The sequence below is a fragment of the Radiobacillus sp. PE A8.2 genome, from assembly GCF_045635475.1.
Classification (GTDB): domain Bacteria; phylum Bacillota; class Bacilli; order Bacillales; family Amphibacillaceae; genus JBJGXI01.
Window position 1 is genome coordinate 305,744 of the sequence record NZ_JBJGXI010000001.1, and the last position, 20,185, is coordinate 325,928.

Here is a 20,185-nt window from a genome sequence, read left to right on the forward strand (position 1 = left end):
TTAAATTTACGAACTAATTTTCGTTAGGTTTATTTCTCCTAAGTAGCTCATCAATTACCAAAATAATACTGCTGAAATCGAAGTATAAATAGTTGTTGCGCTAACCTCTATTCCAAACAACGAAAATTTTCCATCCAGTGGAGCTATCAAACCGATCAAAATACTCGGAAAATTGGACAGTAGATTTTTTCTAAACTCAAATTTCTCACTTTCATTCTAGATGACTAATACCTTCTTCTAATATTTCTATCTGACGAATTGTTTCCTCATCTTTTACAATTTTGTCTTTACCATGGATGATAGTTTGATAAATTCCCTCATATATTCTGCTGTAATCGCCAATTTCTGAAACAACTTTCTCTTCATGATATCCACCATCTTCGTCAATATATGTTAATACACCATAATGTTCTGGAAGGTCTATCCCGAAATCTGTATTTGTTGGCATATAAAATAATTTTAAGTGCTCTTCTTGTCGGTCTTTGGTTTGCTTAACAAACACTCCCTTTTTACCATAAACCACAAAACTCGGGCGCTCTTTTAAGCGGAAAAAACTTGATTTAACAGAAACCTTCAAGCTCTCTTCATAATAAAAGTCCAAATCAAAGTAATCATTCATTCGATTGTTTCCTAGCAGCTGGCGAACATCATAATCAACTTTGCTAGGATTTCCAAAATAGGAAAGAACTTGATCGACTGTATGACAACCATGACCGTACAAATAACTATTAATCCGAGAAAAGTGATGTGTGTGTTCGGGAGTCTCGGGGCGATAATAATCAAAATGCATCTCAACTTCAAAAACATCTCCTAAAACACCACTATTAATTACTTTCTGAACCGTTAGAAAATCTGAGTCAAAACGTCTATTTTGGTAACATTGAATAAACAGGCCCTTTGCTTTTGCTAAATCAAATAATGCGCGCGCTTGTGCAGCTGTTTCAGTGAATGGCTTTTCTACAAGCACATTTTTGTTGTGGTTTAGCGCCTCTAATGCTAATTCATAATGGCTCTCTGAAGATGTACTCACGACAACTAGCTGAATTTCCGAATCATTCCATACGTCATTAATATTATTTACATAAGTCACATTCTCTAATTTTTCCCAATCATAGTTGTTGCTACGGGAAAAAATTGTTTTAATACGAATATTCTTATTCTTAGTTGAAAATGGAATATGGTATCGATTGGTACTCTTTCCGTTACCAATATAAGCGATCGTTAACATCTTGTAATTCCCTCCGTTAATTCTTAGGTTTGTGCATAGAAATGCGTGGACTGTTTCGCTGTCTTCTATTATAACACGGCTTTATTTGAGTGCTTGTGGTTACTTTCGTGATGTTTGCATATCGATTGGGGAGAAGTTAATATGTTGAATGTGTCTTTTGGGGTTATGGCTGTGTTGTGGTTTGCAGGTTTTTATCCATATCCTCCAAAGTAAAAAAAAAGCCTCATTTGAACTAGCATCCTACCGCTTGACTACGAAATATTTTCATCTGTAAATGCGCACCCAATAAAACCAATCTCCAAAGAAATGCCTCAAACGGTATGTCGATTACGAAAAAAGTATTGGCTACGTCTTGGATCTATGCTGGTTTCACTTCCCGAAGTTTTTCATAATTTGTCGGTTAGGGTATGACTCTGGACAAGTAAGAGTAATTGTACATTTTAAAAGTACAATTTACGGGGTTACGGGGATCATATCATAGACCATATTGATGATTTTTCCATGATAGAAAAACTAATAAATGTAAGTATAACTACAAACATGGTTATGCGGGTTGTAGTTACAATCGCCGTGTGGTTACCGCCACGCGGCTTTTTAACACATTTGGAAAGTATTAAATTTTAGCCGAGAAGTGAATTCGACTTAGCAAAAAATTTAACGTCCAAAATATCACAGAACCCATCCGTGCAGACTAATAGCCAATTCTCCCTAATAAACAAGTTACATACAAAGGGATCTTAATCCCACTGATTTTTATCGTGTTTTCCAAGCATTTCGCAGATCTAATCAAATCAAACCTAAACAAAATTAAAAATCCCATAGGTCAGCCTCGCGCTGTGGAATCATACAGATGTGTAAAATATTTTCTGGAGTTTGGTGAGAATGCTGATGGTGCAAGTGTGTGGAGAACGACATCTTTTGACAATATTCGGGAAGTGACAGGCACCCTCCCAATATGACATAAAAATCTACATATTAGATATAAAAGAGATCGCATTACATATACATATTTAATGTTGTAGTCAAGATATTTTTCATTTCAACAAAAGTGACTACAATTTGAGTATTAAAGGAGGTAAGTAAGCGGTTTCGTATTGAGTGTTTAGTGTTTTTTGAACAAAAAAATGAGAGGAGTAATGCGGTGAAAAAGGGAGTATTTGTCGTAGCTGTTATGCTAAGCATTATTATTATCACTGTGCTGAGTACCTCAGAGAAAACTACGGTTGTCAATGCTGCAACCAATCTTTTAAATGGTGGCTTTGAAGCGGACGATGGTGGTTGTCCACAATATTGGAGCTGTCACACCTATGGAACTGGTGGAACAACTAGTAGAGGTTCAAATTCGTATGAAGGGAATTGGTCTGGGAAATTAAGTGACCAGAATAATGATAGCGGTCAGCTTTTTGCTCAGGAAGTTTCGGCATCGCCAGGTACGATATTTGAGGTATCGGCATGGCATAATACGAATCAATTGAGTACGAAGCCATATATTCGTGTGAAGTATGAGGATGCTAACGGGGATGAAATAAGTCATGAAGATTTGTATGGCACCAGTGGCACACATGGATGGGAAGAAATTAGTGGAACTACCTCGCCTGCCCCGCCTGGAACAGCAACAATCCAAGTGAATCTAACGATGTGGGAAACATCAGGCACCGTCTTGTGGGATGATGTGAAGCTGACAATTGTTAGTGGAAGTAATTTGATTTACGGTGGCTTTGAAGCAGACGATGGTGGTTGTCCACAATATTGGAGCTGTCATACTTATGGAACTGGCGGATCAACCGGTAGAGATACAAATGGATATCTTGGGGATTGGTCAGGGAAATTGAGTGACCAGGATACCGATAATGGTCAGCTTCTTGCACAGAAGGTTGCAGGAACACCTGGTGCGACATATGAAGTATCGGCATGGCATCATACCGATCAAGTAAGTGAGGTACCATATATTCGCGTGGTTTTTAAGGATGCTAACGGGGATGAAATAAGTCATGAAGATTTTCTTGGCACCAGTGGCACACATGGCTGGGAGAAAATTAGAGGAACTACTTCAGCTGCCCCAGCAGGTACAGTGATCGTCCAGGTGAACCTTACGATGTGGGAAACATCAGGCACCGTCTTGTGGGATGATGCTAGGTTGAAAGTTGTGAGCGGTGGAAACCTACTTTATGGTGGTTTTGAAGTAGACAACGATAACGATGGATGTGCTGAACACTGGAGTTGTTTCACGTATGGAACTGGTGGTACGATCAGCAGATCTTCAACTTCCTATCAAGGGGACTGGGCAGGTAAACTCCATGACCAGAATAACGACAGTGGTCAGCTTTTTGCACAACAGGTTGATGCATTACCAGGAACCACTTTCAACGTATCGGCATGGCATAATACGTATCAGGTAGGGACCGATCCATACATTCGCGTGAAGTTTGAGGATGCCAGTGGCAATGAAATAAGTTACGAGGATTTTGATGGCACTAGTGGATCGCACGGTTGGGAAGAAATCAGTGGAACTACCTCGGAAGCCCCACCAGGAACAGCAACCGTTCAGGTCAATTTAACGATGTGGGGAACATCGGGTGCCGTCTTGTGGGATGATGTAAGTTTGGAAATTGCTGGTGGCGGTAATCTTGGTGATGACCCTGGCGGTGGTGTGATAGATGATGGTTATGACCCTCCAGAACCGGATTACTATATTGCACCGAATGGTAACAACAATAATTCTGGAACATCTCAAAGTAATGCTTGGGATACATTTGACTATGCCCTGTCACAGCTTCAGCCAGGTGATACGTTAGGTTTAGTGAACGGTACCTTTACAAAATCGAACTCAGGGCACCTTTACGCAAGCTGTGGTAATAATGGCGTCGTCGATGGAGATAGCGGAGATCCAATTACGATAAGAGCTGTCAACGAACGTCAAGCTTGGATTAAAGGAGACGGATCTGAGGTTCCATTACGAATCTATGATTGTTCAAACTGGAATGTTAGTGGAGTGCATGTAAGCTCAAAGGATAACAGCAGTGCCTCCGGTGCAGGGTCAGCAATTGAAGTGAAAAGATCTGATCATGTATTGGTTGACCGCGTGATTGCCGATCACAACAATCGTTATTTAAATGGTGGTCTGATCACATTTTCTTTATCAGACCATGTGAAAATTCAGGAATCCGAGCTTTACTATTTCCACCGAAACGGAATTGAAGGATATCGCTCTGAATATGTTACAGTGTCCAGAAATTATATCAACTCACGAGGACATTCAGATATTAGTGGAGGATACACTTCACACGGCATCTCTCAAGATGGTGGGGATGCAGCAGTAACATTCTATTACACCTCTAATTCGATTATTGAAAACACGATCAGTGAAAATAAGAATGAAGGCTTTACCCTTGGTATTTCCGGTTTCCGTACTAATTTAGGAAATCTTTCTGCTCGTAATAACAAGCTACTCGGTTCCATTTCAATGAATGATAATCGCACAGGTGGCTTCGGGCAAACGCGTATTAGAACCAATAATCCAGATAATTCAGCAGGTCAACCAGCGAAAAATCTGTACGCTGAAAATTATTTAATTATTGATGGGGAAAGAAGAGGTGTTTCCTCCCGAGCAATTGATGGTCTGACAGTTAAAAATTTAACTGCAATTAACATCCCAGCCTATAGTGGATCTGGTGTCATTAATATTAACGGTCAACGTCAAGTAGCTGGAAACACGATTTGGCCATCCTGTCAGGAAATTGGCGGATGCTCGTATGACTTTAGTAACTCCTTATTCTTAGATAACGATGCGGAAGTAATCAGTACAAGTGGCTCCAACTTGAACTGGAGAATTCACCATTCGAATTTCTGGAATAACAATGGTACAGGTGTTAACGAATCAATTAGTGATGGTTCCGGTAATTTACGTCATAACAGTTCAGCTGATCCGAGTGGTATTGGATTAGAGTACGGCCAATGTGTTGTATTCGTTCCAGAAAGCTCAAACATGAGTGGAGCTGGTCAAAACGGTGCAGACATTGGTGCGAATATTTTGTATCGTTATGATGACGGTAATTTAACAAATACACCATTATGGAATCCTCAAACTGGGGAATTCCCTCACGGTGCAATTGTTAATGGACTTAATGATGTCGATGGAAAATCAGCCTTTGATGTAAACGAACGACTTAATGTTAATTATAACGGCTGTAGTTTACCGTATTAGGTGTCACTTCCCGAAGTTTGTCACATTGTGTCGGTTAGGGTGTGACTCTGGACAAGGAAGAGTAATTGTACATTTTAAAAGTACAATTTACGGGGTTACGGGGATCATATCATAGACCATATTGATGATTTTTCCATGATAGAAAAACTAATAAATGTAAGTATAGCTACAAACGTGGTTAATGCGGGTTGTAGTTACAATCGCCGTGTGGTTACCGCCACGCGGCTTTTCTAATATTATACCCGGATACTAAGGACAGACTCGCACTTTTAGAGAATTCATTGTAAATTATAATCGATCAGGTGTAACATGGAAATATGGACCAGTGGGGACGGAAAGTTCTTGTGTCCCGTTTTTTGGCAGTGATTCTGGTGTGATGCACTGTCACTACTCGATGTTTTCATTATGTGGCCGTTGGACTCGAATGGCCCTCCTAAACAAACGGTATGGCAATGATTATAGTTGTAAAAACTTAATTACTGGCAATCCTTTAAGAAACGGTATTATGACGGGGGCATTGATGCAAAGCGAGGCATGATTTAAGTAAGTCGCTATATTTACCGGAATCTGATGGGAACGAGAATAGTAAACAAAGCTGAAGCTAACTGTTGGAGCGACTATCGGAATTATCTTTACACAACTGATTTCCCTGTACTAAATACAAGCATCTTAATGAGTAAGTATGTGGAATGTCCAAGGAAGTTTGAGCAGTTTGTTTGTTGAGAATGGTGATGGTGCAAGTGTGTGGACCTCGAACCCGAGCGACATCTTTTGACAAAAATCGGGAAGTGACAGGCACCTATCCAAATTTCACGGGTGGTGAATACGTATGAATGAGAAAGAACGGGTTAGAGAGTTTCTGGATCACCGTTATAAAATTCAAGGTAATTTAATTGGAGTAGCAGCAGGGTCTGGAATGACAGGTAAATATGCAGAACGTGGCGGAGCTGATTTTATTTTAGCGTTGAGTTCTGGGCGGTTTAGACAAATGGGAGTTAGTTCGTTAGCTGGTTTTCTTGCTTATCAAAATAATAATGAACTTGTAATGGATTTTGCTCATAGAGAGCTCATCCCAATTGTTAAAAATATTCCAATTTTCTTTGGTTTATTCCCAAGTGATCCAACAATAGAATTAGATTCATACATTGACATGATTAAAGATAAAGGATTTGCTGGGGTAAACAATTATCCTAGTGTAGGATTAGTTGATGGCGATTTTCGACAGGCTTTGGAAGAGGACGGGACCACCTATGACAGTGAGGTAGAAGCAATCCGGATCGCTAATCAAAAAGGACTGTTCACCGTTGCTTTTGTTTTTGATGAAGATCAAGCTATGCAAATGATGGACGCAGGAGCAGACGTGATTTGTGTTCACTTGGGGTTTACGGAGGGTGGTTTTTTAGGTGCGAAAAAAATAATATCCTTGCAAGAAGCAAAAAAGAAGGCAGTTCAGATTTTTAACACGTGTAATCAAAAAAACGCTAACATTATGAAAATGATTTATGGCGGACCGGTTACCAGTCCTATTGATGTTAGCTATATGTATGAGGATACGGATATTATTGGTTATATTGGTGGTTCCGTTTTCGAACGGATTCCAAGTGAGCAGACGTTGACCGAAATTACTAAATCCTTTAAACAAACGAATGATTTTCATTATGATGAATTGATCGAGAGGATTATGCGGGGGATTGGCGGTCAGCAAAATTACATTGATTTCATTAAGAAATACATTCGATTACACTATATGGAGGATATCACCATCCATGAACTTGCGCACATACTTAATTTGTCTCGTACGTATTTAAGCACATTGTTTAAACAAGAGTTAGGCATTTCGTTTACGCAATACCTGATAAATTTTCGAATGAACCGAGCGATTGAGATTTTAAAAACAAAAGATTTACCGTTGCACATTGTTGCGGAAATGGTTGGATATCCTAACTATACTAATTTCAGCAAAATTTTTAAAAAGTATAAAGGGGTATCGCCAAGAAAATATATAGAAACGAACATAAAGACAAGTTTGTAAAACATAGAGCCATTCCCTTCTTGTATAGAAAGCGCTATCATTGTATTGTCTAATGATAACGTTTTCTTTTAATTTAAATTTGAGGAGTGTTAAATGGTGAAGACGATTGCTTTGGTCGGGACGTTTGATTCAAAGGGGAAAGAGTTTTTATTTGTTAAGGAACTAATTGAATCATTGGGATTAGCAACTTTTACGGTGCATACAGGGGTATTTGAACCTGCGTTCACGCCTGATGTGAATAATGCGGAAGTTGCAGCAGCAGTTGGCGAGAACATTAGTGAAATTGCAGCAAAGAGAGACCGATCGAACGCTACAGCAGTCTTAGCAAAAGGGGTAGAAGTGCTTTTACCTAAATTATATGATGATGGGATGTTTGATGGGGTCTTATCTTTTGGTGGAACTGGAGGCACATCGATTTCTACACCAGGTATGCGTGCACTTCCAATTGGTGTTCCGAAAGTTATGGTATCGACTGTAGCATCTGGTAATACCGAACCTTATGTTGGAACAAGTGATCTTATTATGATGCCATCGGTTGTAGATGTAGCTGGATTAAATATTATTTCTACCAGAATTTTTACAAATGCCGTATTTTCCATTGTGGGTATGGTGAAATTTGATAGTAAGATAGATGTGGAGAAAAAGCCATTAATTGCAGCGACGATGTTCGGTTTAACAACACCTTGCGTGAATTATGCAAGAGAATACTTAGAGGCAAGAGGGTACGAACTTTTAATCTTTCATGCAACAGGTGTCGGTGGTAGAACAATGGAACAATTAATTGCTGATGGATTTGTGGACGGAGTACTTGATATAACAACAACAGAATGGGCAGACGAGTTAATGGGAGGCATATTGAATGGTGGTCCAAACCGTTTGGAGGCAGCAGCAGACAATGATATTCCTCAGGTGGTTTCATTAGGTGCGTTAGATATGGTAAACTTCGGCCCTTTTAACTCGGTACCAAAGCACTATGAGGGTCGTAATTTCTATAAACATAATCCTACGATTACGTTAATGCGGACAACTGTGGAAGAGAATAAAAAATTAGGTGAAGTGATTGCGGAAAAATTAAATCGAGCAAAAGGAAATACGGTTTTAATGTTGCCACTGAAAGGTTTATCAGGAATTGATGTGGAGGGTCAACCTTTTTATGGTCCAGAGGAAGACGAAATGTTAGTTGAAACGTTAAAGGCAAATATTGATTCAAGCAAAGTTAAGATCATTGAAATGGATACTGATATTAATAACAAAGCGTTTGCAGAAACGGCTGCAGAGCAGTTAGTTCAACTCTTAGATAAAGCTTACATTAAATAGATCATAGCGAAGGAGCAGAGTGATATGTTAAAAAGACAGGAAATTCTAGAACGTTTTGCCAGTGAAATAAATGCTGGAAATATTTTATTAGGTGTTGGGGCTGGTACTGGAATCACGGCTAAAAGTAGTGAAGCTGGTGGGGCGGACATGCTAATCATTTACAATTCTGGTCGATACAGAATGGCTGGCCGTGGTTCGTTAGCAGGATTACTATCCTATGGAGATGCCAACCAAATCGTAGTAGAAATGGGTAGTGAGGTGTTACCAGTAGTTAAAGATACACCTGTATTGGCAGGAGTAAATGGAACAGATCCTTTCCGCGTCATGGATGTTTTTTTAAAGCAATTAAAAGACCAAGGCTTTAGTGGCGTACAAAATTTTCCTACAGTTGGTCTAATTGATGGAACTTTCCGCGCCAATTTAGAAGAAACAGGAATGGGATACGATCTAGAGGTTGACATGATTCGTAAAGCACACCAATTGGATTTATTAACAACTCCTTATGTGTTTGATGAAGAACAAGCGACAAAGATGGCCGAAGCAGGTGCGGATATTCTAGTAGCACACATGGGATTAACAACAAAAGGGACGATTGGTGCGCAAACGGCGTTATCCTTGGATGACTGCGTGGAACGTATTCAAGGAATTGTAGATGCTGGAAAGGCAGTCAATCCTGATATTTTAGTCATCTGCCATGGGGGGCCAATTGCGGAACCAGATGATGCAGCATATGTAATTGAACGCGTAAATGGCATTGTTGGATTCTTTGGAGCATCGAGCATTGAAAGATTTGCAGCGGAACGTGGAATTAGAGAGCAATCAGCAGCATTTAAGGAAATAGGGAAATAACCTTACTTTTAATAAAGATAGATCTAGTCCTTTCGGGGGCTAGATCTATTTTCGTAAAGAGGTGCCTTCATTTCCCGATGATGACAAAAAGACCTTCTATGTAGAAATTAATATAACCCCACACTAATGCTTATCATTTTGCACTTATAACTGAAGAAGTTGGAAATGAGTACTGGTGGATGATCGAACAGGGCAAACAGGAACAGGCTAAAGCTCAAAATATATACTTGGAATATGTGGGTGGTGTCGAGTATAGGGTTAAAGAAATTGAAGGGGCCAAGTTTAAGTGGAAGTGCAGCTGTTCACTGGGGGGCTAGGGTTTAGTATCGTTGGTCTCCCAGCTGCTTCTGTGAAGAAATTGGAAGACGAGGTTATGGCTGATTTCTATGCAAAAGACTGTTGTACTATTCCAGATAAAAGGATTCAGATTGACTTGTCACCGGTTGTAAAGAGAAAAGGGAATTCAAGATTTCTAGATATTCGCTAAGTTTACAAATTGTGGATTCGACAATAACCACCGTTTTCTTGCATTTTTTTACAAGTTGTGGTTTCATGAAGTATATAAATATGAATAAAAGCGACAATTTTATATAGGCAAAGGCAAAGCTGTGGAAATGCAGTGACGCAATGCTATAGGGACTTAGACTGTTTCAGTTATGTCAGCCAGCTACCGTTTTTGAAAGAGCACATTCTTTAAACGGAGTGTGTTTTTATTTTACAAGTGTCTAGCTGCGAGTGCCAGTAACTATGCGACTTCACGAATCACCTACGATAAGTCATCATTGATTCAGGTTTTATCGAAAGTCGACTAAGAGCGGACTTGTCGTCCAACGTCGACATCCCCCCAATGGATAGGTATGATTCCGTTATCCTAGTCGACTCGATCTCCAGTCGCTATGTTTCTAAGTGGGTGCTCTGCGCTATTCTTGTATCCTCATCTATTTCTACATCGATTCTACAATTGTAACGTACATACATTTAAATTCTAGCGAGGTGAGCTTGTTAATGAAAGGGAATTCAATCGGACAAAATGATGTTGTATTCAAGGAATCGACGTTTAATGATTCTCCAGACGGTGTTGTGCTTATCAATGATCAAGAAAAGATCGTTTATGCCAATGTAGTAGCTGGGCAATTACTAGGTTACGAGCGACCAATCGAATTAATTAATCAGGTGATTCGTGCTATTTTTCCGAATTACATAAGAAGTGAAGAGTTGAATCTTGGTTTGACGCAAAACAAGACAAAGATCCAACTGCAATCAAAAATGATGTACTGTACTGTAAATGAAGAGCAGCATACACTAATCATCTTTAAAAAATCAGAAGCATTAGAAATATTCAGAGCTTTTTTTAAGGGAATTTCCAATAAAACAGGAGAATCCTTTTTAAGGGCTGTTGTGAAATTTATAACCGAGGTATTTGAAGTTGATGCTGCCATCGTTGGAAGAATGAATGGAGAAGGTTTACAAACGTTGGCTAGCTATAATCGTCATGAATTAGAACATGACATATGGGAGTATTTCCCGGCAGAAGTTTTACAGGATTTAGAGAAGACAAAAACTTCCGTATACATAAATGATATAGAAGAAATAGGTGCTGCTATTCCTGATACGGATGTAAAAAGCTGTTTAGCAGTACCTATCTTAAATGATCAACAGCAGTTGCTAGGGGCCATAGCTATTTTGGAGTGTCAACCTATGATGAATACAGAGCTCGCAAAGGAGATTATGCACTTTCTTTCCTATCGTATTACAGCTGAAATTGACCGAATTAGAAATGAGCAGAAGATCACAGAGAGCAGGCGAAGATATCAGGAAATTATTGAATCTACACAAGAATCTATATACTTATATAGTGATAACCAAATTGTATTTGCAAATGAAAAAGGAATCAAATTATTAGGTGGTTCTGGCTTAATTGATCTAGTAGGATTAGATATCTTGCAATTTACGCATCCGGATTTTCAAGACTTTTTCAAAGCTTTATTAAAGCAAAGCAGTGAAAGAAAACGAGAATCTACCATTATAGAGGGTAAACTTATCGGATTGGATCACCATGTGCATGATGTAGAGGTGATGGTGACACCATATGAATCCTTATCCAGCCAGAATACCTTACAAATATCGGTGAAGGATGTAACAGAACAGAAGCAGGCGCAGAATTTTGATTCGCAATTGCGTATTCGAAAGCAAAAGTCTGAGCTGTTGCAACTGATTAAAAATAAGGACATCAATAACGGAAAGTTGGATAAAGCTTATAAGATTATTGCTGAATCCGCATCGAATTCACTTGGTGTAGAACGTGTAAATATTTGGTTATACCATCCAGAGCGTTATGTGCTTGAGTGTAAGGATCGGTTTGAATGGAGTAAAAATGTGCACAAAACGATAGATTCCATAGATTTAGAGGATAATCCTCATTATATGGTATCGATTGAAAAGGATTCACTTATTACGGTACATGATGTTTATAAGGATATTAGTAATTATAGTATGTACAAGCCGTTTCTCGATCCATCTGTCAGTTCCTATATCGATGCACCGATTCGAATTGACGGTAAAGTGATTGGAGTAGTAAGTTTTGAACACATAGGGATGCCTAGACAGTGGACGTATGATGAACAAAGCTTTTCGTCATCAATTGCGGACATTGTTGCTTTAGCAATTGAGAAAGCAGAACGAAAGCGGGTGGAGGCACAGGTCGAGCACTTAGCTTATTATGACCAATTAACGAAGCTGCCGAACCGGATCTATTTATATGAGAAACTTCATGAAGTGTTAAAAGATGCTAAAAAGCACAACCGAGAATTTGTTGTTATGTTCTTTGATTTAGATCAGTTTAAACAAATCAACGATAGTCTAGGGCATACAGTTGGTGATCAGTTATTGCTAGAGGTTGCGAAACGTATCAAAACATCTATACGTGAAATTGATTTGTTTGCACGAATGGGTGGGGATGAGTTTGTACTAATTCTTCCGCGAATTCGACAAAAAGAAGATGTAGCAGTCGTAGCGGAACGGATAATCGATGCTTTTAAAGAGCCGATTAATCTTGAAGATCGGGAGCTATATATTACGACGAGTATTGGTATTAGCGTTTATCCAGATGATGGTGAGGATGAAGAATCGCTCATTAAGCATGCGGATAGTGCGATGTATGAAGCAAAGGGAAAAGGTAGAAATGCGTATAAATTTTATTCTTCATCAATGAGTGAACAGGCAGAGCAACGGCTGTTACTGGAAATGAATTTAAATAAGGCTTTAGAACGGAAGGAATTTATATTATTCTATCAACCTATTATGGATTTGAATTCAAACAAAATGCGAGGTGGAGAAGCATTAATAAGATGGAATCATCCGGAGTTAGGGCTTCTGTCACCAATAAAGTTTATTGCGTTAGCCGAAGAAACAGGACTGATCATCCCAATCGGATATTGGGTTATTCAATCGGTCTGTGAGCAGATTAAACTGTGGGAGCAGCAGTATGACATGCATGATTTCCGAGTAGCTATTAACATATCTGTGGTACAGTTTGAGGATGAGAGATTTATTGAAAATGTGAAGGCAATTTTAGAGGAAACTAATATTCAACCACATTTATTAGATTTTGAAATTACGGAGAGCGTAATGCAAAATGTCGAAACGTCAATTGCTGTATTAGGTGAATTGCAAAAACTGGGTATACAAGTTTCTCTGGATGATTTCGGTACTGGCTATTCATCTTTAAGTGTGTTGAAACACCTTCCAATCAATAATATTAAGATAGATAAATCATTTATAGATGATCTTCATGCTGAAAATGAGGAAACAATTGTCCAGAACATCATTGACATGAGCCGAAACATGAACTTCAAAGTAGTCGCAGAAGGCATTGAACGTGAGGGACAGTTACATTTCTTGAAAAATAAACTATGTGATTATGGACAAGGGTACTTATTTAACAGGCCACAACCTGTACTAGATTTTGAGAAGAATTTTGGTCAGTAGGGGAACGGTGCCTGTCACTACCCGATTTTTGTCACAATGTGTCTATTAGTGCTGGCGCTGGACAATCGATTAAATGTAGCATTTTATAAAGACATAGCGAGTGTTCGTTCCAACAAGTGATTGACCAGTCAATCACTTGTTTTGTATAGGTTCATTTTACTTTCAACCTTTTCAAGAGACTAGTTAAGTGGCGAGTGCTTAATTTGTCTAAAGCTTCATTAAGAATTATGTATGTTTAGTGTTTTTTTGTTTTTTCTCTAGGAAAAATTATATATTAATAGGTTAAATCAGGTTTAAATTATTATTTTGGCATTTTTACACCTTTGTGAAGATGGTTTATCTTAATAATAAGAAAAAGCTATTGTATGAGGTGGGTAGTTCCATAGTCTTCCGAACAATGCGGCATTTATAAGTACAATTGGGTACAAGGATACAGATGAAGTCAGGCTTCCGCGGGCGACCGCCGATTAAAGTGACGGACACATAACGAGTGAATCCATCTAGGAAGCAGCTAGCATGCGTCGCATCCGAACGCGTATCCCAAAGAAAGGATAGGTACATAATTATGCCTAGAAAGAAACGAATTTGGATTCCGAACACCTTCTATCATGTTGTATGTCGTGGAAACCGCAGGGATGCTCTCTTTAAAGATGAAGGTGACTTCAAGATTTTCCTCTATATGCTCCACAAAGTAAATGAAATTGCTCCTTTTGATTTAGCCTCCTACTGCATAATGACGAATCATTTTCATCTGCAAATGCGGACCCAACAACAACCAATCTCCAAAGTAATGTCCCTCCTAAACAAACGTTATGCCGATTATTATAATACGAAAAATCGAATTACTGGCCACGTTTTTGAGAAGCGGTACTATGACAAGATCATCTACTCTCAGCAAGACATGCTTGAAGTAAGCCGCTACATCTATCGGAATCCCATTGAAGCAAACATGGTTAAGAAGGTTGAAGCTTATTGTTGGAGCAGCTATCGGAATTACCTACACACAACTGGTTCTCCGGTTGTAAATACAAGCATCATTATGGATTATTATACAGGGAGTATGTGGGAGAGGAGGGGGAAGTATAAGGCGTTTGTTGAGAATGATAATGGTGCAAGTGAGGGGACCTCGGATTCAAGCGACACCATTTGACAAAAACCGGGAAGTGACAGGCACCACCCCCGACCATTCGGTGGTAGGTACCTATAAAAAGACATTTAATAGACTTGTCATTATACCATTTTTACTATAATCTTATGTGCAACAAGTGATTTTAATTGTGTGGATGTACTATAACAAGTATTAACAATATCTAAAACTAACTAGCACCGATTGTTTTTCCTCATAAGATTATTCAGAAACTACTTCCTGAGTTATTACACATTTATTAAACGGACCCATTGTAGAACGATAAATTTAACAGAATACAGATTAACAACATGTGTGTTTCCTTTCCACGGCTATTCTAAATTTGATGTAAACGGTTTCGATTTTATCTCCTTCAATTTTTGCTAAATTTACAGAATTATTAAAAAATATAGCATCCAGGTTGCGTGCACTTAAGGAGGTGATCCACTAAGTAGCATATAGATTCCAAAAAAATATGGAGAGGAGTTATTTTTAGAAATGAAAAAATTCTTTATACTTCTGATGGTAATACTCTTAATCATGCCAATAGTGACGTATGCTGAGGTGGGTGAAACCTCAACAACAACACAAACTGCTGGTGTTACGGAGCTAACAAACGGTAGCTTCGAAACGGATGAGAATGAAGATAACTGTCCAGATGGTTGGGAATGCTCAGTTGACGGGGATGGTACATATGATATTCTTACTAACCCAGTCCATAAAGGTGCACAATCATTCATGACCTATGATAACAATACGGATGGTTATAACATTATCGAACAAGCTGAAGTTGCAGTGACTCCTGGAATTACTTATATGACTTCCGTTTGGCACCGTACCAATAATGTAAGTGACTCTCCTTACATTCAATTAATTTTTAGAGATGCAAACGGTGATCAAATTCAAGAGGAAATCCTGTATGCAGATGCGAATCTCAACCCGACCCACGATTGGAAGGAAATCAGTGGCAAAGTAACTGCTCCATCGGGCGCAGCAACGGTAGACTTCCGTTTAGCACAAGATGGTGTTTCTGGTAGTATTTATTGGGATTCTGCCTCTATTAAAGATGTTGGCAATGTGATGTTTAACGGTGGCTTTGAAAATAATACTGATCAATGGACATCGAATGGTGTAGGCAGCGTTACTACCGATGATTCAGATTCCGCAGAAGGAGTCCGCTCTATTAAATTATCAGCTTCTACTGACGAAGAGGTAGTAGTAGAACAAAATGGAGCAGTAAATGGTGGTGTGTGGTATCGCTTTCAAGGTAGCGCGAAAACGGACAACGGTGATGCTGTACTAAAGGTACAATGGATGGATGCGAGCGATAACATTATCGACGAGGAATCAGTCATTGCTTCCTCTTCAGAATGGGATGAAATCGCTAAAGATATCCAATCGCCTTTTGAAGCGGTAAAGGTTAATGTTCAAGTTACGCATCAAGGTACTGGATCGACATGGTGGGACATGGTCAATGTGGAACAGCTTCCAGAGATTGAAGACTTTGGTTCACAAGCGTTCACCTTGCATACAAATAATGCGGCTTTTGATGGCCACTATGCCTATACGGTTACTACCTTAGGTTATAACTTTGGCAAGATTGATTTGAATGATGGTAGTTTAGATGCATTGCTTCAAGCAAACTCAAACTCTTTAGGCACGATGATGCACTCGAATGGAAAAGTTTATCTAACTTCTAATGGGGTGCAGGTATATGATCCAGATACTGAGAAAATTAGTAATTTAAATTTACCAACAGATTGTCGACGTTTGAATAGCTTGTTCGAACTTTCTGACGGAAAGCTTTGGGGTACTTGTTATAACCCAAGTAACTTATTTACGTATGACCCAGTTACAGAAGAGTTCAAAATATTAGATGAAATTGACGAGGGAAGATCCTATTTATGGGATGTTATAGAATATAAAGACAAGATATTCCTTTCGCTTGGCTCCCCAGGTGCTCTTTATGTTTATGACCCGGAGACTGGAGTAAAGGAACGAATTCTTCAAGATCTTGAGGAATCAAAACACATACGAAGTATTAAACTTTATGGTGATCGCTTATTTGTTAAACGAGTAAACCCTACGGATGCGATTGTTATTGATGCTGATACGTATGAGCAAGTCGAACATCTAGAGAACGTAAATGGTGACTTAGCGGAACCTGACGCACAAAATAGAGTTTTATTCACCTACAATGGCGACCTTAATTATTTTGATTTAGATGATGATTCGGTTGGCATTGTGGATTCACCGCATTACTTCCCAAATTCTGGTGTGATAGGTAAAGTTCGACTTGATGATCAGGTGAACTACCCGGGTGAATCTTATGCAGGTATTCAAAACGGAGGATCAATCTTCGTTTGGAATCCGGAGACAGATGCTTATAAAACGATAGAGATACCAATGCCATCTGCTGCAAGTAAGACGTATCAGCTTACAGTTGGCGGTGACGGCAGTGTGTATGGTGTTGGTGTACAGGGTGCAGGTTCATTCCGTGTTAATCCCGACGACCCGCTGAATACCGAAGCATTTGACGGACCAGGGCAAGCAGAGGGAATGGCTGCAGTAGGCGATTACATTTATTTTGGTAATTACCCTTCTGCCGTATTTTATAGACAGCATGTAAATGAACCATGGGATCCAGAAACCATATTTGATTTAGGGGAAACGAAGCAAAACAGACCTGTTGCAATGAAATCCTATAACGGAAAAATATATATTGGAGCTATTGCAGATCGTGGTCATTTGGCCGGTTCTTTTGCGATTTATGATCCGGCAACAGAAGAAGTGAAAGAATATAATGGTTTAAGTCCAGATCAATCGATTACTTCTCTTGCCATTAAAGGTGACTACGCATACTTAGGTACAACCATTCATGGTGGTCTAAGCTCAAGTCCTGTTACCGATGAAGGAAAATTAGTCGTTTTTAACATGGATACGGAGCAAGTAGAAGAAACGATTGTACCTCTAGAAGGTAATGAAGTGGTCAGTGCGCTTACAATTGGTCCAGATGGAAATGTCTGGGGTATCGGTGGTGGAGACCTGTTTGTATATGATACAAATACAAAAGAGGTAACTACGCAAACCTTGTACGATGACGTTGGGCAAAGTCATAGTTGGGGTGTATATGGCTCCATGTTACTTGCTCAAGACGGCAATGTGTATGGTAGTGCAGGGAATCGCTTGTTCCGATTAGATGCGGACAAAAATCTAACAACTCTTTTCCAAAGTGCTAATGTAAGGAGAGTAGTAGAAGATCATCAAGGTCGTATCTGGTTTAGTGGTGGTCCAGATCAAACACTCATGCGCTATAATACTGTAGCAACAAGTGCTGAAGAGGCGGATACTACTGCTTTATCTGAAGTGATCTCTACTGCTACTAGTTTAGTAGAAGGAGCAGTAGTTGGCGATGAAGTAGGTCAATATCCGCAGGCTGCAGTGGATGCACTAGAAACAGTGATTGCTGAGGCAGAAGCAGTATTGGAGGACGACAATGCTAATCAGTCGACAGTAGATGCAGCTGTTAGCACAGTAAATACAGCGATTGATGCATTTAATGCATCTGTTATTTTAGAATATCCGGTAATCCTACCAGATATTACTATTGAAGGTGTGGAAGATGGTCAAAATTATCAAGATCCTGTCACCCCTGTTGTTTCTGCACAAGTAGGAGATATTGATATTTCCAAATTCACAGCAGAGAGCGATACGATTTATGTGAAATTTGAGGATTCCACAGTCGAAGATGGCTTCGGTGCTCAACTAGGAAACTTAAAAGTGTTTAAGGATAATGAAGCGATCATTGAATTTGACGTTGGCTCTACTACAGAAGCAGAATATATGTTTGAAGATGACAGTGGAGATTTAAACGGTAAAGGAAGACGCTTTGTTAATAAAGATTCTTATTGGAGCTATAAGTTAACGGGTGTAAGTGATGCACAATCCTTATTACTTGATGTAAATAATGAATATAAAATAAGTATTGCAACAGACGAGGCTGGACCTTATGAAATTGTTGCTTACAACGAATCAAACCGTTTTGATAGTGGAATCAATAGCTTGGAGGTTTGGGTAGATGGCGAGCCTTGGACAGAAGGAACAGCTATCGAAGGCGATGGTCCACATACACTTGTTGCAAAGGCAACTAGCAATGCAGGACATACCGCTACAAAAACGATTGATTTTACAATTGGTGAAGTGGTAGAACCTAGTGTAAACTATTTGACTAATCCTAGCTTTGAAGTGGGAGAAGACGGTGTGTGTCCAGAAGGATGGGGATGTACATCCTATGGTTCAGGTGGCGTAATCTCTCGTGATTCAACCGTAATAAAAGACGGTGAGTGGTCATTGAAAATGGAAGACACTGACACAAGTTCAGGTCAATTGGTTAATCAAACCCTATCTTTAGAAGGTGGGAAGCAATATACCATTTCGGGCTGGTATAAGACAGAAGCAATTGAATCAAAAGGATATGTTTATGTATTCTACTTTGATGAAAATGGCAATCAAATAACGAATGAACAGCTTTATATTGATAAGCTCGGAACAAATGATTGGGAAGCGTTTACGCTTCAAACATCTGTTGCCCCAAAAGGCACAACGTCGATTAAGTTTAATTTCAGTATGTGGGCTACACCAGGAACGATATGGTGGGATCAGCTATCCATTACAGATGCTGGATTGTCACAATCCATTGATCATGCGAATGAAGTATTAAGTACAGCAGATATTGGAGATGCAGTAGGACAATATCCACAAGCTGCAGCAGACGTTCTAGAAACAGCAATTACAGCTGCTGAGGCAGCGGTAGGTTCTGAACAGGCAACTGTAGATCAAGCTATCGTTACATTAAAAAAAGCAGTCGAGGCGTTCTATGCTTCTATAAATGAAGTGCAAAGAACGGCACTAGAACAAGCGCTTACTGATGCGGATGCTGTAGTTGCAGAGGCAGAAATAGGGGATGACCCAGGTCAATATCCATTATCAGCAGTTTTAGCAATTCAAAGTGCAATTGAAGATGCAGAAGCAGTTCTAACCGATGACTCAATTGAAAACACAATCGAGGGGCAAGAAACAATTGATCAAGCAGCAACAATTTTGAATCAAGCATTAGCAACATTTGAAGCAGCGGCAATAGCAGGAGATGTTGATACAACCGCATTATCCAGTGCGATTACCGAAGCGAATGACAAAGTATCAAGTGCTGTAGTAGGAGAAGAAGTAGACGAATATCCACAAACAGCAGTAGATGCATTAGAAGCGGCAATTGCTGCTGCAGAGTCAGTATTAGCAGATAATGAAGCCGACCAAGATCAGGTAGATGCTGCAGTAACAACGTTAAACGAAGCAGTAACAACGTTCGAAGCAGCGGTAATTAAGGAGGAAGACGACCCTTCCATACCTGACCCAAATGCAGAAATTCTCGTAACTGTTAAAGCG

General features: G+C 39.4%; 9 protein-coding genes and 1 riboswitch. Of the genes, 8 read left to right on the forward strand and 1 reads right to left on the reverse strand.

Annotated elements, in window-relative coordinates:
* Positions 1 to 211: 211 nt before the first annotated feature.
* Positions 212 to 1,228 (reverse strand): Gfo/Idh/MocA family oxidoreductase, encoded by a 1,017-nt coding sequence (locus ACI6MV_RS01220; RefSeq protein ID WP_407267960.1) that lies wholly within the window; start codon positions 1,226 to 1,228, stop codon positions 212 to 214.
* Between the two features lie 1,141 nt (positions 1,229 to 2,369).
* Between ACI6MV_RS01220 and ACI6MV_RS01225 the strand changes: the two genes are divergently transcribed.
* From ACI6MV_RS01225 to ACI6MV_RS01260, 8 genes are all read left to right on the forward strand, one after another.
* Entirely contained in the window at positions 2,370 to 5,432 is a 3,063-nt protein-coding gene (locus ACI6MV_RS01225; protein WP_407267961.1) for a hypothetical protein, read from the forward strand.
* Between the two features lie 829 nt (positions 5,433 to 6,261).
* Positions 6,262 to 7,464, forward strand: a complete 1,203-nt coding sequence (locus tag ACI6MV_RS01230) for a phosphoenolpyruvate hydrolase family protein (protein ID WP_407267962.1) — start codon at positions 6,262 to 6,264, stop codon at positions 7,462 to 7,464.
* A 96-nt stretch (positions 7,465 to 7,560) separates the two neighbouring features.
* Positions 7,561 to 8,781, forward strand: a complete 1,221-nt coding sequence (locus ACI6MV_RS01235; protein ID WP_407267978.1) for a Tm-1-like ATP-binding domain-containing protein — start codon at positions 7,561 to 7,563, stop codon at positions 8,779 to 8,781.
* Positions 8,782 to 8,805: 24 nt separating this feature from the next.
* Positions 8,806 to 9,630 carry a phosphoenolpyruvate hydrolase family protein gene (locus ACI6MV_RS01240; protein ID WP_407267963.1) on the forward strand — a complete coding sequence of 275 codons (825 nt, stop codon included), beginning with the start codon at positions 8,806 to 8,808 and terminating at the stop codon, positions 9,628 to 9,630.
* 286 nt (positions 9,631 to 9,916) lie between these two features.
* Positions 9,917 to 10,117 carry a magnesium chelatase domain-containing protein gene (locus ACI6MV_RS01245; RefSeq protein WP_407267964.1) on the forward strand — a complete coding sequence of 67 codons (201 nt, stop codon included), beginning with the start codon at positions 9,917 to 9,919 and terminating at the stop codon, positions 10,115 to 10,117.
* Between the two features lie 102 nt (positions 10,118 to 10,219).
* Positions 10,220 to 10,305, forward strand: a riboswitch (cyclic di-GMP riboswitch).
* A 330-nt stretch (positions 10,306 to 10,635) separates the two neighbouring features.
* On the forward strand, positions 10,636 to 13,617 hold the full coding sequence (locus ACI6MV_RS01250) for an EAL domain-containing protein (RefSeq protein ID WP_407267965.1): 2,982 nt from the start codon (positions 10,636 to 10,638) through the stop codon (positions 13,615 to 13,617).
* Positions 13,618 to 14,182: 565 nt separating this feature from the next.
* Positions 14,183 to 14,767 (forward strand): transposase, encoded by a 585-nt coding sequence (locus tag ACI6MV_RS01255; protein ID WP_407267966.1) that lies wholly within the window; start codon positions 14,183 to 14,185, stop codon positions 14,765 to 14,767.
* Positions 14,768 to 15,241: 474 nt separating this feature from the next.
* On the forward strand, positions 15,242 to 20,185 hold a 4,944-nt coding region (locus ACI6MV_RS01260), incomplete at its 3' end, for a carbohydrate binding domain-containing protein (protein ID WP_407267967.1).

Coding starts and splice junctions, on each gene's coding strand:
- ACI6MV_RS01220 (WP_407267960.1), bottom strand. CDS start 1,228: ATGTTAACGATCGCTTATATTGGTAACGGAAAGAGTACCAATCGATAC.
- ACI6MV_RS01230 (WP_407267962.1), top strand. CDS start 6,262: ATGAATGAGAAAGAACGGGTTAGAGAGTTTCTGGATCACCGTTATAAA.
- ACI6MV_RS01240 (WP_407267963.1), top strand. CDS start 8,806: ATGTTAAAAAGACAGGAAATTCTAGAACGTTTTGCCAGTGAAATAAAT.
- ACI6MV_RS01250 (WP_407267965.1), top strand. CDS start 10,636: ATGAAAGGGAATTCAATCGGACAAAATGATGTTGTATTCAAGGAATCG.
- ACI6MV_RS01255 (WP_407267966.1), top strand. CDS start 14,183: ATGCCTAGAAAGAAACGAATTTGGATTCCGAACACCTTCTATCATGTT.